7 protein-coding genes are annotated in these 16,228 nt (G+C 39.6%); 4 read left to right on the forward strand and 3 right to left on the reverse strand.

Going from position 1 to position 16,228, the window contains the following annotated elements; all coding sequences use genetic code 11:
* Window positions 1–68: 68 nt before the first annotated feature.
* Complete coding sequence (gene corA / locus I6E72_RS05110; protein ID WP_225305725.1) at window positions 69–1,166, reverse strand: magnesium/cobalt transporter CorA; 1,098 nt, start codon at window positions 1,164–1,166, stop codon at window positions 69–71.
* A 666-nt stretch (window positions 1,167–1,832) separates the two neighbouring features.
* On the opposite strand from corA, the gene I6E72_RS05115 reads away from it, so the two are divergent.
* A complete protein-coding gene (locus I6E72_RS05115) occupies window positions 1,833–2,648 on the forward strand; it encodes a PRC-barrel domain-containing protein (RefSeq protein ID WP_197111282.1) in 816 nt (271 codons plus the stop codon).
* A gap of 174 nt (window positions 2,649–2,822) precedes the next feature.
* Here I6E72_RS05115 and I6E72_RS05120 read toward each other — a convergent pair whose 3' ends face one another.
* Window positions 2,823–3,548 (reverse strand): HAD family hydrolase, encoded by a 726-nt coding sequence (locus I6E72_RS05120; RefSeq protein WP_197111284.1) that lies wholly within the window; start codon window positions 3,546–3,548, stop codon window positions 2,823–2,825.
* Between the two features lie 511 nt (window positions 3,549–4,059).
* Here I6E72_RS05120 and I6E72_RS05125 point away from each other — a divergent pair.
* The gene (locus I6E72_RS05125; protein ID WP_010552595.1) at window positions 4,060–4,251 is read left to right on the forward strand and encodes a DUF2934 domain-containing protein; all 192 of its coding nucleotides are present in this window, start codon (window positions 4,060–4,062) and stop codon (window positions 4,249–4,251) included.
* 160 nt (window positions 4,252–4,411) lie between these two features.
* Here I6E72_RS05125 and I6E72_RS05130 read toward each other — a convergent pair whose 3' ends face one another.
* Complete coding sequence (locus I6E72_RS05130; RefSeq protein ID WP_024590349.1) at window positions 4,412–5,149, reverse strand: Crp/Fnr family transcriptional regulator; 738 nt, start codon at window positions 5,147–5,149, stop codon at window positions 4,412–4,414.
* A gap of 649 nt (window positions 5,150–5,798) precedes the next feature.
* Here I6E72_RS05130 and I6E72_RS05135 point away from each other — a divergent pair.
* On the forward strand, window positions 5,799–14,627 hold the full coding sequence (locus I6E72_RS05135) for a GH36-type glycosyl hydrolase domain-containing protein (protein ID WP_197111286.1): 8,829 nt from the start codon (window positions 5,799–5,801) through the stop codon (window positions 14,625–14,627).
* A gap of 22 nt (window positions 14,628–14,649) precedes the next feature.
* Entirely contained in the window at window positions 14,650–16,137 is a 1,488-nt protein-coding gene (locus I6E72_RS05140) for a bifunctional 2-methylcitrate dehydratase/aconitate hydratase (RefSeq protein WP_197111295.1), read from the forward strand.
* Window positions 16,138–16,228: the final 91 nt, after the last annotated feature.

Genomic DNA, 16,228 nt, shown 5'->3' on the forward strand with positions numbered 1-16,228 from the left:
TTAATCATAAGTAGTTGTTTTATTGAGCATTTACTTGCTGTTTCTATTAAATTTTGTTTCTATTAAAGTTAATTTCTATTAAGCCAACCTTTACGCCAAAAAATAAATATCATTGCTGCCGTTATCAAAATAAAAACACACCACAAAACGGGATATGCCCAAGTCCAGTTTAGCTCTGGCATGTATTTAAAGTTCATTCCATAAATTCCAGCTATAAATGTTAACGGTATAAAAACAGAAGATATAATAGTAAGCACTTTCATAATTTCATTCATACGATTTGAAATAGCTGACATGTATAGCTCACTTAAACCGCTTACCATTTCACGGTATGACTCAATAATTTCAACAATTTGAATATTATGCTCATACACATCTCTAAGGTAAGGGCGCGTAGAGTCATCTATTCTGCCTCCTTCCTCGCGATACAAATGATCGATAACCTCTCGCATAGGCCAAACAATTCTTCTTAATAATGCCAATTCTCGTTTAATACTATGGATATGATGCAGTACGTGGGGAGTTGGATTTTCAAGTGTTGTTACTTCAAGTTCCTCAAGGATATCGCCATATTGTTCAAGTACCGGAAAACATTTATCGACCAGTTCATCAAGTAATGCATAAAGTAAATAACCAGTACCATTTTTGCGAATACGACGATTTTCTGTATGCAAACGACCGCGAACGGATTGCCACACGTCTCCTGGTTTTTCTTGAAAACTCAGTAAAACATTGTCATATAAAAGTAAGCTAACTTGCTCAATATCAAGGATTGTATTATTGGGCTCATGCGTCTCTAGCTTCAACATGCTTAATACAACAAATAAATGATCGTCAAAAAATTCGATACGAGGTCGCTGAGGTACATGTAAAATATCTTCTGCGGTGAGCGTATGAAATGCGAAATGATGTTGAAGTAAACCAACAATATAAGAGTCTGTATTACTCACGTGGATCCACCTCACTGTTGCCCACTCGGGTTGAGGAGTTTTTAAAAACTCATCAATATCACTAACCTCTTTGGCTTCTATACGGCTAGCTGAATAATCTATATAACGTATAACAGCATTGTTTGATCTTGTTGGCGCTAAAACACCAGCAACGTATTCAACTTTGGGTGACGGCCCAGAAATAGTGTTATATTTATGTTTTCTCGACTTGCGCACATTATATAGCCCCAATGCTGGAGTACCCAACTTTCTCTTTTTATTATGTATTAACATTATATGCTCGATTACTTTATTTAAAGTTAGCTGAATAAAGTGAGTATTATCAACACTTACAGCGCGAATAAAAGTCAGTCACAAAGCCACGCTACTCAAAAATAAGCATAGAGTCCGTGCGCTAACACTCAAATATAATGTCAGTTTTAAAAATACACTTCGCACGTTCTAATTATTCTTGTTATAGCGTTACCTAAAAATCAATGAAAAATAACATTGCTTGTTCGTCAGCGCACAGACCTTTGTTTTTCAAAAGCCGAAACTGGAAATATTAATCTACTTATCGTTTGTACTTTACAGCTTATAAAAGCATGGTTTTTTATAGATAAGCATTAGGGTCTGTTGACCTTTTAAGATAGAAATTTGTTCTATCTAGGGGCTATTTAATCGCGGCGCAAGGTTGGCAACCTAGCGGGCTCGGTAAAAACCGAGCAAAGCTTCCGCATCCAGCTCACGCTCTAGAATTAACCCAAAGGGCTGCGCATGTTTAACCTCAAAAGATAAACGTGCCCTAAATAAGAAGAAAGCACTTGATAAGCAAAAGCGCGTTAAAAACTGCAAAAATAATGCATTACAAATGCAAATAACCCACTAAAAAGGATCGTTATTATGTTACGTAGTATGAAAGACTTAGAAGGTTGTGCAATCGCTGCTAGTGACGGTATTGTAGGCAAAGAAAAAGATTTTTTGTTTGATGACCTAGCATGGGTGATACGTTATTTTGTTGTAGAAACAGGCACGTGGCTATCGAGTCGCAAAGTTTTAATTTCCCCTATTGCGGTGCAAAACCCAAATTGGGATGAAAAGATTTTCCCTGTTTTAATCAGTAAAGACCAAGTTAAAAATAGTCCTGGTATTGATACTAATAAACCCGTTTCACGACAACATGAAATGGATTACCTAAACTACTATGGATACCCGTATTACTGGATCGGTACTAATTTTTGGGGAAGCGGGATATATCCCTACTCCTTATATCCTGGCAATGACATTTTTGAACATAGTGTCGAAGGTGCCCGCAGCGCAAATCTAATTCATAAAAGTATAAAAAGTCAGCATGATCAAAAAGGGGATCCTAATCTTCGTAGTTGCAAAGCTATTATTGGCTATAACATACACGCTAAAGACGGAGACATTGGCCATGTATCAGGATTTTTAGTTGAAGAAAATACATGGGCGGTTCGTTACCTAATTGTTGAGACGAGCAATTGGTGGGGAGGACATCAAGCACTTATCCCGTCAGCATGGATTTACGAAGTACAATGGCTCGACAACTCAATTTCAACTGATTTAGTTCGTAAAGCGATAAAAGATGCGCCGGTATATGAGCCAAATAAAGAGATAACTCAGGACTTTGAAGCAGCTGTTTTTCATCACTATGAACTTGCTGCATACTGGGAAAAAATTGCTAAAACAGTAAGATAAACAAAGTTAAAACAGGCACAAATCCCAAAACAAGCGTGTCTTAATCTGCCTTTTATAACACTCTTACCAAGCAAATATTCAAGGACGATATTTGCTTTTATACTTAAAAATATTTCCTCCAAATGTTACTTGTAAAACTCAGGTAAAATTCGAATAAAATAAGAGCAATACGCATCAATACACATCAATATAAAACAATTTTTGATTAGAGTTTAAATTGTATTCAATTATATCCACTTTATAAGAAAAACCGTAGTTGAGTAAATCACTTATACTATCAATACTCGTATCCGCCTTTCGATAGGTAAGTAGCTGCTTAATATCGTGGGCATAATGTCCTTGACGTGGAAATATAGTTGTTAAATCATTTTTCCACTGCGCTTTCATAGCAGCTAAAATACGTAACTTATCATCTACCATTACATAATGTTTAGCGGGGTACTGCTCTTTTATTGCTGCAAGCATTTGCTCTTTGTGAACATATATCAACACCCTTCCCTCCACTGCATCCCATAAACCGGAGCGTAAAATTTTAAGTGGTTGTAATACAATATCGCCATCAGACAAAATAACGGTGGGGCCAAATTGTTGTAAATGTTCAATCACAGCAAGTGCGTTAGGATAAAGCCTTTCTTTATATGGATAATTAATTAAAAAAGAAGAAATCAGATGCAGTCTCGGATCATCAGAATGTTCCATTCGATAACACTGTAGTGCGCCCAAATAGTCGGCATAACCGAGTTCTTTACGAAGTTTTTCAAAAATAGACCAGTAATGGTCACTATTTTCACAACCAAATTCACCTTCTAAAAAATCTTTCAAATGGCTTAAAATAGTATCGCTATCGAGCAATGTATTATCAACATCCAGTAAAAATACGATATCGGGAACTGTTTGCACGCGCTGTCCTTAAAATAATTTAAGTACTTTATATTTTATTATATGAGTTTATTAATATTGACTCTGTACGGTATCGCGCCAAACAGCATATTATAAAAGTAAATATGTTTACCACTTATCACCTTCTCAAAATTACTATAAATACAGATAATGGGTAATTTATGTTCGCTGTGGCACAGACTCAAAATTACAAAGGCATTAGGATAAAGCGGTCATACAAATTGTAGAATAGTCTTTTAAGCTATACGTAGTACTGCTTTTATACCAATCTGCTTAATTAAGTGAGCTATTTTGAGGTAAGAAAATCGTGTCGATAACAAGGCAGAAATTTTTAACACAGTTAGCGTCAGGTTTAAGCCCTCAAATTGATCAAGTATTATTGCACATTGGTATTACTATGATAAATCGAGCTTACATTCCACTTAAGATTGAGAATAATGTAACTACACTCAATGTTTTAATTTGGTATTAAGTTTTTTATTTTATCGAGTAATATTTTAGGAATAATCACATGAGTAATAACATCTCAAGTAATTCAGTATCAAAAACTAAATCTAATTTGAATAAAGAAGGTCTCAGCCGACATGACATGATTGAAGCTAAAGCTTACTCATTAGCCAGTGATCGTGACTTTACCGGTGACAATCACTTAAATGATTGGCTTGAGGCTGAAAAGGAAGTAGACGGACAACTACCAAAGTAGGTTAAATGTAAAAAGCCCAGTAACAGCAGAACATACACAAATTTTAAACCGAATATATTTATATTCGGTTTATAAATTTATTTTAGAGCCCAGGCTCAATGAACAACTTGCTAGGCTGTTCTTTTGACGCTCTTAAACATTTATTTGATTCCAAAATATATTAACTGATAATAGATAGTTTTCTAACGTTAGGTTTTTTTTCCATATAAGACTCCAACCTGTCTGTTTCTCTTTTTACAACCTCATAGCACTCGCATGACTGAGATTCTAATTGAGGTCGGTCTATCACACTAATATGACCACGTTTATAAGTGATAATACCCAGCTTTTGTAGTTTACCAGCGGCCTCAGTTACTCCCTCACGTCTTACGCCTAACATATTTGCTATTAGCTCTTGAGTCATTATTAAATTGTTACTCGGTAAACGGTCAATCGATAGTAAAAGCCAGCGGCTTAGTTGTTGCACTATACTATGATGACGATTACAAACTGCGGTTTGCGCTGTTTGGGTAATTAATGATTGCGTGTAACGTAACATGAGCATACGCATATCAGGCTCGCTATTAAATTGCCTGCGTAATTCACAAGCGGGTAAGCGATAAGCAGTACCAGCACTTTGCACAATAGCCCGGTTAGGAGTGCTTTCTCCCCCCATAAATACAGCTATACCTACCACCCCTTCATTACCGATAACTGATATTTCAGCAGATGAGCCATCAATCATCACATACAATAATGAAACAATACTATCTATTGGAAAATAAACGTAATCGAGCTTTTCACTTGTTTCATAAATAACTTCTCCAAGGGATAAATTGACTCGCTTTAAAAGCGGAAACATGCGGTGTTGTGCGTCAGTAGATAAAGCATTAAGCAGTTTGTTCTTCAATTGACCCATCTAATGTGAATTTCCTTTTTATATGCCCAACTTATAACTAATAAAACCTAAAAGTAATGGCTTTGAAAGTATGTAAGTCAGGATATTTTAATAATAAACTCGGATTTGTTTATACAGTTATTAGGCGCTAGAAATGAAAGGTCGTTGCTTTTTGATAATAAAAATTGTTCTATTTTTATTAAAGAATTTTAAGGTGCCTTTAATTATTTTATATACGTTTATTCACTTTAAATATAAGCCGACACTCCCAGCTGTACTTCACTGAAATAATAAAATACTCAATACAACAAGGCGAATATGTACGCTAACACACATAGTCTAAATTTATCTGCCTTTAGTTGATATATATGCATAATGGTTGATGAAATTTAGAGATAATCCACACCATAACATGGCGACAACTCACTGTTATAAAACACAAAATAGAACTCTACTATTAGACTATGTGTGTTGACGAACCGACCCTTAACGAAGCTTGTTATATGTTGATGTATGTATTCAACAATAAGATAAACTTTATGAATATTTTTAATGATTACTTGCTCACCTCTAATAACCAAAATAATTTAAAACATCTTTTTTTAAATCCAGTGATAAATTTAACCGTCAATATCTTCACTACGACGTTTAGTCTCAAGTATTTACCACGATGAATAAAAATAAGCTTATCAACATCCTTTCGCCATTTTTCCCTTGGCTTAAATCAGCTCCCCCAAAAGAACAAATCCACATTCGATCAGAGCTCTTAAGTGCTGAACAAATGGAAAAACATGCAAAATTACTAGCAAAAAGTCATATTTTAGATGCTAAAAACACTCAAGATCAGCTACTTGAGCGCCTAGACGAAAACGAAAAAGTACTGATTAAAGCCAATAGTTTATTAACCATTGCCGTTAAAGCAAAGCAGCCTATAGTGCCCTCTGGTGAGTGGTTACTCGATAATTTTTATCTTATTGAAGAGCAAATTCGTACCGCTCGGCTTCATTTACCTAAGCACTATAGTCAGGAACTGCCACGTTTAGAGCAAGATGCCTCTTTAGGTATGCCCCGAGTTTATGATATTGCGTTAAATGTAATTTCCCATGGCGACGGGCGTGTAGATAGCGAAATTCTAGCGCAATTTTTAGCCGCGTATCAAACAGTAACAACGCTTAACCTTGGTGAACTCTGGGCCATTCCAATTATGCTAAGGTTAGCCTTAATTGAAAACCTACAACGCGTAAGTACACGTATCATAATCGCACGCCAGCACCTAAATCTAGCCCAACAGTGGGCTAATCAAATGTTAGAAATTGCTGAGCAAGACCCTAATAGTTTAATTTTAGTTATTGCCGACATGGCACGCTCAAAGCCTCCTATGGAAAGCGCTTTTGTAGCAGAGCTAACTCGTTTATTACAAGGGCATGGTTCGGCATTAGCACTTCCCCTTACTTGGATTGAACAACAACTAGCTGATTCGAGTTTAACCATAGAGCAACTAGTACAAAAAGAGAATCAGCAACAAGCCGCTGATCAAGTCTCAATTAGCAATAACATTAGTAGCTTACGCTGGTTGACCGCGATGAACTGGGCGGATTTTGTAGAAGATCATAGCGCTGTAGAACACATTTTGCGCCAAGATATAGAGGGTGTGTATGGTTATATGGACTTTATCACGCGAGATAGTTACAGAAAAATCATAGATCAACTCGCTAAGCAAAGCTCATTTTCAGAAGTCGATATAGCTAAAAAAGCAATAAAATTAGCCCAGCAGGCTGATCAAGCCCAAACAGTATCAAACACAACGCTTGCGCCTAACCATGTAGGCTACTATTTAATTGATAAAGGTATTACGCAATTAAAGCAGCGCATAACAGTAAAAACGCCTATTTTGAAAACGTTATTTTCGCAAGCCAAGCGTATAACATTAGTACTTTATTTAGGGGCAATTATATCCTTAACAGCCCTAATTAGTGCCTCTTTTATGGCTATGGGCGTTCCTAATAACTTACCTCACTGGCAGTTTATTCTTTTAATAATTTTAACTTTATTCGGAGCAAGTCAATTAGCCTCAGCACTTGTAAACTGGATAGTTACCTTGCTAGTCGATCCACAACGATTACCAAGAATGGACTATTCAAAAGGGTTACCAGCGCAAAATAAAACATTCGTAGTAATCCCCACAATGCTTACCAGCTCTATAAGTATTGAGCAGCTATTAGAAGTACTCGAAGTTAGATTTTTAGGTAATCGCGATCAACATATACACTTTGCTCTACTGACCGACTTTACTGATGCAGAGCAACAAACACTCCCCACAGATGAAGCATTGTTATCGCAAGTACGCCTTGGTATAGAAAACCTTAATGCCAAATATGCAGAGCCTTCTCTTTTACAGCAAGAAAGTCGCTTTTTTTTACTGCATCGCCCACGAACCTGGAATCCAAAAGAGCAAATTTGGATGGGGTTTGAACGTAAACGCGGAAAATTATCAGATCTAAACGCACTACTTCGAAACCCAATAGAACATGCATTTGAACTTATCGTCGGTGATATTAACGCTATACAAAAAGTTAAATATGTCATTACTTTAGATACCGATACACAACTTCCACGAGATTGTGCCCGTCAGTTAGTTGCGACCATGGCGCACCCTTTAAATCAACCAAGATTTGATGAAAAAAGACAATGTATTTTAGGCGGCTACGGCATTTTACAACCACGTATGGCAGCAAGTCTATCGGGACATAACCCTTCTCGTTACTCGCAATTATTTGGTGAAGAACCGGGTATCGACCCATATACGCGTTCAATATCCGATGTATACCAAGACCTCTTTTCACAAGGCTCATTTATCGGTAAAGGTATATACGATATAGATGCATTTGAACAAACACTTGGTAACCGTTTACCACAAAACCAAATACTCAGCCATGATTTACTCGAAGGTTGCTATGCTCGCTCGGGGTTGATTAGTGATGTGCACTTGTACGAAGAATACCCTACACGTTACAACACTGATATGTGTCGGCGTGAGCGCTGGATCAGAGGAGATTGGCAAATTGTGCGCTGGTTACTTCCTCGTGTTTTAAACACTCGAAGCGATAAATGTCAAAATCCTTTGTCACCTTTATCACGTTGGAAAATTCTTGATAATTTACGTCGAAGTGTCGAACCACTCGCAATCTTTTTATTACTTACGGTAGGTTGGTTTACAGCAGCTAATCCATTGAAATGGACCCTTGCCATAAGTGCTATTTATTTATTACCGCCATTGCTGAGCGCGCTAATTTCGTCGATGCGCAAACCCTCAGAAATGCTGATGTCCCATCATTTGCATGATGTTTTACAGTGCTTTGTTCGTCAACTTATTCAAATCGGTTTTCGTTTAGCATGTTTACCTTTTGAGGCTGTGTTTAACTTAACCGCAATATTACGTAGTGCGGGTCGAATGCTGTTTACTCAACGTCGTTTATTAGAGTGGCATGTCACAGATCATAAATCTAATCATGTAGTAAATGCCTTAATAAATAGTTATTACACTATGTGGACTGCGCCATTTATTGCGATTACTTTAATCGCTTCGCTACTTTACTTTGCCCCTTTACACTTAACTTTTACAAATATATTAGCTGTATTTCCTCTACTTTTATTATGGCTTTTATCACCGGCTATAACATGGTGGTTTAGTGAGCCTAAACTCGATAATTTAGCGCCACTGAGCGACAAGCAACAATTATTTTTACAAACTATTGCCCGTAAAACATGGGCTTTTTTCGACCACTTTAACACTGCAGACGATCATTGGTTAATTCCCGATAACTATCAAGAGGAAGCCGGTCCTGTTATTGCGCACCGTACATCGCCTACTAATATTGGTCTGTCTTTACTGGCTAACGTTAGCGCCTATGATTTTGGTTTTATTGTACAAAGTGATTTAATTCAACGTACGCAAGATTGCTTTAATACCCTCGATAAACTCGAGCGCCACGAAGGGCATTTTTATAACTGGTACGACACACAAACATTGCAACCTTTGCCACCGCGCTATATTTCATCAGTAGATAGCGGTAACTTAGCCGGTCATCTTTTAACTTTACAAATAGCATTAAAAGAACTCCCTTCTAAACCTATTGTTCACCCACAAATGTTTGAAGGCATAAGTATCACTTTGGCTATTGTGGCAAACTTGTTTAAAACATTGCAATTAGACTCAGAGCAAAATAAAAACAATATTATCGATACCGCTATTAATGCCATGAACTCAATACTTAACGCTGTTCGTATCACTGCGCCTACAAATCTATATGACGTTGAACAGCACTTAATTACACTCAATAATAATGCGCGAATATTGTTAGAGAATATAAAGCAAGACGCTACTAATGATTTAGATACAGAGTCGAAAGAGCATAAAGTATGGACTCAAGACTTACAAAGGCAATGCCAGCGTACCCTAAACGAACTCTATTTATTTTCGCCATGGCTCAAACTAACTAATCCGCCAGTTAGCTTAAAACTGCTATTTCTTGATTCTAATATTTTGACAATGCAGCAATTAGTTAAACGTTGCCCCGACACTATTAACGCAATTGATGCGCTTTTATCATCGGTATTACCATCCGACGAAACTCAGTGGCTTTCTTCATTACGTATTCATACTTTAGCCAGTACACAGCTTGCCAAAGATTGCATTTCGCAATGTGACAAATTAGCCAACAGAGCGATTGAATTTGCACAAATGGAATATGCATTTTTATATGATGAGTCTCGCCATTTATTGGCTATTGGTTATAACGTAGATGAGCATCGACGTGACACCAGTTTTTACGATTTACTGGCATCTGAAGCACGTTTAGCCAGTTTTATTGCTATAGCACAAGGTAAATTGCCACAGCAAACCTGGTTCGCTCTAAGTCGCCTACTAACCAGCGCTGGCGCCGAGCCTGTGCTGGTGTCGTGGAGTGGCTCTATGTTTGAGTACCTTATGCCCATGTTAGTTATGCCTAGCTACGACGGTACATTGCTCGAACAGACTTGCCGCGCAGCGGTTACCCGACAAATTGATTATGGAAAAAGACAAAACGTACCGTGGGGCATATCTGAGTCGGCATACAATACGGTAGATGCTTCTCTTAATTTTCAATATCATGCCTTTGGCGTACCGGGTTTAGGGCTAAAACGAGGCTTATCAGAAGACCTCGTCATCGCTCCCTACGCGTCTGCATTGGCATTAATGGTTAACCCACAAGCCGCGTGCGAAAATCTTCAACTGTTAGCTGATAGTGGACTTGAGGGACATTACGGATTGTATGAGGCAATAGATTACACCCCTGCCCGTTTATCCAGAGATCAAAAAAGCGCAGTCATTCGCTCCTTTATGGCTCACCATCAAGGTATGAGCTTACTTGCATTGGCATATCATTTACTTGACCAGCCTATGCAAAAACGCTTTGAATCAGACCCTTTACTGCAATCAGCTTTGCTATTACTACAAGAGCGCGTGCCTAAAACATCTATATTCCAACCTCATATAGACCAATACGCAGAGAGCGGGGCTTTATTTGAACATGCAAAAATAAAGGTTAATCCACCTATTCCAGCCATTACCCCAACACCCCAAGTACAGCTACTTTCAAATGGTCGTTACCATGTAATGCTTACAAATGCAGGAGGTGGCTACAGCCGCTGGACCGACTTAGCCGTTACACGGTGGCGTGAGGATCCTACTTGCGACAATTGGGGAACATTTGTCTATATTAGAGATACAGCCACAGGCGACTTTTGGTCGGCAGCCCACCAGCCAACGCTAAAACCAGCCCAGTCGTATAGCGCATCATTTTCTGAAGGTCGCGCTGAGTTTCGCCGAAGCGATCAACATATAGAAACTTACACTGAAATCGTTGTCTCTCCGGAGGACGATATTGAACTTCGTCGTATACGCTTAAGTAATCACTCACCCGATACCCGTACAATTGATATAACCACTTATGCAGAAGTTGTAATGGCAAACCCTGCAGCCGACCTTATGCAACCGTCATTTAGTAATTTGTTTGTACAAACTGAAATACTTCCATGTGGCAATGCCATTTTATGTACTCGTCGTGCACGCTCTGCTGATGAAAAAACACCTTGGATGTTTCATTTACTTTCAACACGCGTCAATAGCAGTACAACAAAAGTCGGACCCCTGTCTTGTACAACTGATCGCATGCAATTTATTGGTAGAGGTCGCTCTTTGGTTTCACCACAAGCAATGCTAGAAATGGGCGAACTTGACGCTAAACAAGGGTCTGTGCTTGATCCCATTGTTGCTATTCGCGCCCCTGTGACTTTACTTGCTGGCAGTGTAGTAACACTCGATGTAATAACGGGTATGGCACAAAGTAGACAGGCTTGCCTTGCGCTAATTGCTAAATATCAAGATCATCACATTACCGATCGAGCACTTGATTTAGCATGGACTCATAGCGATGTGACCTTACGCCAAATTAACGCCAATGAAGCAGATGCTCAACTCTACCGGCAGTTGGCTGGGTATATTTTGTATGCCAATGCAACTCTTCGGGCTAACGCATCTGTATTAATACAAAATCGTCGAGGACAATCTGGACTATGGGGCTACTCAATTTCTGGCGACTTACCTATCATATTATTAAAAGTAGCCAGCGGTAATAATATTGAAATTGCCCGCCAACTTATTCAATGCCATGCATATTGGCGCTTAAAAGGGCTTGTCGCTGATTTAGTCATTTGGAATGAAGAACAAGTTGGTTACCGACAAGGTTTGCAAGACCAAATTATGGGGCTAATCGCAACGGGTACTGAGTCTCATTATATTGATCGCCCTGGCGGGATATTCGTTCGCTCAGCAGAACAAATTTCGAATGAAGACCGCATACTGTTACAAGCCGTTTCGCGGATTATTATTGATCAAAGTGGCACATTGGCAGAGCAAGTAAACCGTCGAACGCTTGCAGAGAAAAACGTAAAGGGACTAATCCCAACTCAAGCATTACATCCCAAAATCAATCAAGCGCTTGGCAATACTCAAGAAAACTTACTTTTAAATAATGGACTGGGTGGGTTTAGTGAAGATGGTCGCGAATATATTATTACCAACACCGAAGCGAATCCAACTCCTCTGCCTTGGGTTAATGTGCTAGCAAACGCACATTTTGGCAGCGTTATTGACGAAAATGGTTTTGCTTATACGTGGAGCGAAAACGCCCATGAGTTTCGTTTAACGCCGTGGAGTGCAGACACTACAGGCTCATCTGGTGGCGAAGCCTTTTATTTACGTGATGAAGATACAGGTAAATTTTGGTCACCTTGTGCGATGCCAAAACGTGGGGCTAATCCCTATATAACCCGCCATGGCTTTGGTTATAGTACCTTTGAGCACAGTGAAACCGGCATCGAATCCTCTCTTTGTGTGTATGTAGATACACTCGACGCCGTAAAATACTCGGTATTAAAAATTAAAAACAACTCATTAACTACCAGGCGCCTAAGTGCAACAGGTTATGTTGAATGGGTACTTGGCGATCTTCGTTCTAAAACAGCGCTACACCTTGTAACAGAAATTGATGCTAAGAGCGGTGCATTGGTTGCCTCTAATGCCTATAACTCAGAGTTTGGTGGCAGAGTTGCTTTTTTTGACGTTGATGATATGTCACGAACACTAACAGGAGACCGTAGCGAGTTTATTGGTCGCAATAAAACATTACACGACCCCCAGGCAATGACTCGTACTCATTTATCTGGCAACTTAGGAGCGGCACTCGATCCGTGCGGTGCAATTCAAGTCCCTTTTGAACTGCAAAGTGAACAAGAGCGCACAATTATTTTTAGGCTCGGTGCTGCGCAAAATAAAGAGCAAGCAAGTACCCTTGCTTTAAAACTCAGAAAACCCGGTACAGCACGCATTGCACTCGAAAAAGTCACTGATTTTTGGCAGCAAACACTGGGCAGTGTGCAGGTTAATACCCCCGACCCTGCATTGAATGTATTAGCAAATGGCTGGCTTGTGTACCAAACTTTAGCATGTCGCTTTTGGGCTCGCAGTGGGTTTTATCAAAGTGGTGGCGCGTTTGGCTTTCGCGATCAGTTACAAGATGCCATGGCATTAATACATGCTTCGCCTGCATTATTAAGGGATCACATACTGTACTGCGCCACACGTCAGTATAGCGAAGGTGATGTGCAACATTGGTGGCACCCACCATCAGGGCGCGGTGTAAGAACACGCTGTTCAGACGATTATTTATGGCTACCATTAGCTACGTGTCGTTACATTAAAGGCACTGATGACATAACTATTTTAGATGAGCTAATGCCCTTTATTGAAGGTCGCCCCCTTAAAGACGACGAAGAATCCTATTACGACTTACCTTCTGTGAGTGCAGCAAGGTCGAGCCTTTATCAGCATTGCGTCTTGGCAATTGAGCATGGTTTACACTTTGGAGAAAAAGGTTTACCGTTAATGGGCTCTGGAGATTGGAATGACGGTATGAGCCTTGTTGGAATACACGGCAAAGGCGAAAGCGTTTGGCTGGGGTTCTTTTTATATAAAATACTACAAGAATTTTCACCTATTGCTGCATTACATGGCGATATAGAGTTTGCTACTCGTTGTGACGATGAAGCACAAAAACTACAAGATAACCTAGCTAAACACGCATGGGACGGCGCTTGGTATCGTCGCGCATGGTTTGACGACGGAACCGCGCTGGGCTCATCACAAAGCCCAGAGTGCACTATTGACTCAATAGCGCAAAGTTGGTCAGTGCTCTCTGGTGCAGCTAATAATGAGCGCTCTACGCAAGCAATGTCGTCTTTGTATCAGCATTTGGTCAATAGCGATGATAAATTAATCCAATTACTCAATCCGCCTTTTGATAAATCAAAAATGAACCCTGGTTATATAAAAGGTTACGTCCCGGGCGTGCGCGAAAATGGCGGGCAGTATACGCATGCCGCTATTTGGGCAAGCATGGCATTTGCTCAACAAGGCGACAAAAAAAGAGCGTGGGAATTGATGAATATAATCAATCCATTAAATCATGCTAAAAACACCGAACAAGTTGAAACCTATAAAGGCGAACCTTATGTCGTAGCCGCCGATGTTTATGCCGTTGCTCCGCATATTGGACGAGGCGGTTGGACTTGGTATACCGGATCAGCGGGTTGGTTATACCGACTAATAATAGAATCTTTATTAGGTGTAACACGAACAGGAAATAAGCTAACCATTTCACCGTGTATTCCAGAGAATTGGAGCACCTACTCAATCGACTATCGCTTCGAGAACACCTATTACCATATTACAATTAAGCAAATTATAGGGGATGAAAAACATAATAAAAGTAAGCTAATACTTGACGGTATAGCGCTTGAATCAACTTATATTCCACTTGAAAACGATAATCAAAAGCATGAAGTTCACCTAAGCGTTTACTCAGTAACTTCTAATAAATTGAAACCAAGTAAAATATAAACAAACGAATTAAGGATACAAAATGAGTAGTAATACAGATAATAACACTCGCCCAGATTACGACAGTGTTATCCAGGATATCGCTGATTATGTATTAACGTTTGAAGTATCAAGCGCAGAAGCACTAAACACTGCACGTAATTGTTTAATGGATACCTTAGGCTGTGGGCTGCTCGCTTTAAAGTTTACACAATGTACCAAACTTCTTGGTCCAATTGTCAAAGGGACCGTTGTTCCTAATGGTGCACGAGTACCAGGGACCTCGCTCATACTCGACCCTGTTAAAGCAGCGTGGGACATTGGTTGTACCATCCGCTGGCTCGATTACAACGATACGTGGTTAGCTGCTGAATGGGGGCACCCTTCTGATAACTTAGGTGCTATTTTAGCTGTAGCCGATCACTTGTCTCAAGTCAGAATCGCAAATTCACAGCCTCCCCTGACTATGCGAGACGTACTTGAAGCCATGATTATGGCGCATGAAATTCAAGGCGTTATCGCATTAGAAAATTCTTTTAATCGTGTTGGCTTATGCCATGTATTATTGGTGCGTGTAGCCTCAACGGCTGTTGTCACAAAAATGATGGGTGGCAGCAGAGAGCAAATAATGGCAGCCATATCTCAAGCATGGGTTGATGGTTCTGCACTGCGTACTTATCGTCATGCGCCAAACACTGGGTCTCGTAAATCTTGGGCTGCGGGCGATGCAACTTCCAGAGCAGTTTATTTAGCTGATATGGCAATGCGCGGTGAAATGGGTATACCCAGTGCATTAACAGCTGCGCAATGGGGGTTTTATGATGTCTCTTTCTCCAAAACTAATAAAGACCAAGCACTAAAGCCTGAAGCGGAGCGCACGTTTTCGTTCTCCCAAGGTTACGGTTCATATGTAATGGAAAACATTTTGTTTAAAATTTCTTTTCCAGCAGAGTTTCATGCGCAAACAGCAGCAGAAGCCTCCGTTATTTTGCACCCTCAAGTAAAGTCGCGTTTAGACGATATTGAGAAAATAGTGATCCGCACCCACGAGTCAGCCATACGCATTATTTCTAAAACAGGACCGCTTGCCAACGCAGCTGACCGCGACCATTGCTTACAATATATGATTGCCGTTCCCTTGGCATTTGGGAACTTAACTAGCGATCATTATGAGGACGACTTTCACAACACGCACCCTATCATCGATAAACTACGCGACAAAATGGAGGTGTTAGAAGATAAACGCTTTACAGCTGAATATTTAGAGGCGGACAAACGCTCTATTGCCAATGCAATTCAAGTTTTCTTTAACGATGGTAGTAAAACAGAAGAAGTGGTTGTGCAGTACCCTTTGGGTCATCGCCGTCGTCGTGAGGAAGGCATTCCATTATTAGAGCTTAAATTCAAATCTAATTTAGCAACACGCCTTGCAACCCAACAATGCCAAACCATATTTACCCTTTGTAAAGATCAAGCCAAGCTTGAAAATACGCCAGTAAACAGCTTTATGGACTTATTTGTTATTCAATAAGTTAAATTGCAGTATGTACGGTGATACTGTAATACCAATTCGCTTAATTAAGTGAGCTATTTTTAGGTAATAAAATAGCTCACTAACAAAG

The organism is Pseudoalteromonas sp. NSLLW24, from assembly GCF_015864725.1.
Taxonomy (GTDB): Bacteria; Pseudomonadota; Gammaproteobacteria; order Enterobacterales; family Alteromonadaceae; genus Pseudoalteromonas; species Pseudoalteromonas arctica.

What these genes read in the sequence shown, in the direction of transcription:
- I6E72_RS05125 (WP_010552595.1), top strand. Translation starts at nt 4,060, where the DNA reads ATGAGTAATAACATCTCAAGTAATTCAGTATCAAAAACTAAATCTAAT.
- I6E72_RS05135 (WP_197111286.1), top strand. Translation starts at nt 5,799, where the DNA reads ATGAATAAAAATAAGCTTATCAACATCCTTTCGCCATTTTTCCCTTGG.
- I6E72_RS05115 (WP_197111282.1), top strand. Translation starts at nt 1,833, where the DNA reads ATGTTACGTAGTATGAAAGACTTAGAAGGTTGTGCAATCGCTGCTAGT.
- I6E72_RS05130 (WP_024590349.1), bottom strand. Translation starts at nt 5,149, where the DNA reads ATGGGTCAATTGAAGAACAAACTGCTTAATGCTTTATCTACTGACGCA.
- I6E72_RS05140 (WP_197111295.1), top strand. Translation starts at nt 14,650, where the DNA reads ATGAGTAGTAATACAGATAATAACACTCGCCCAGATTACGACAGTGTT.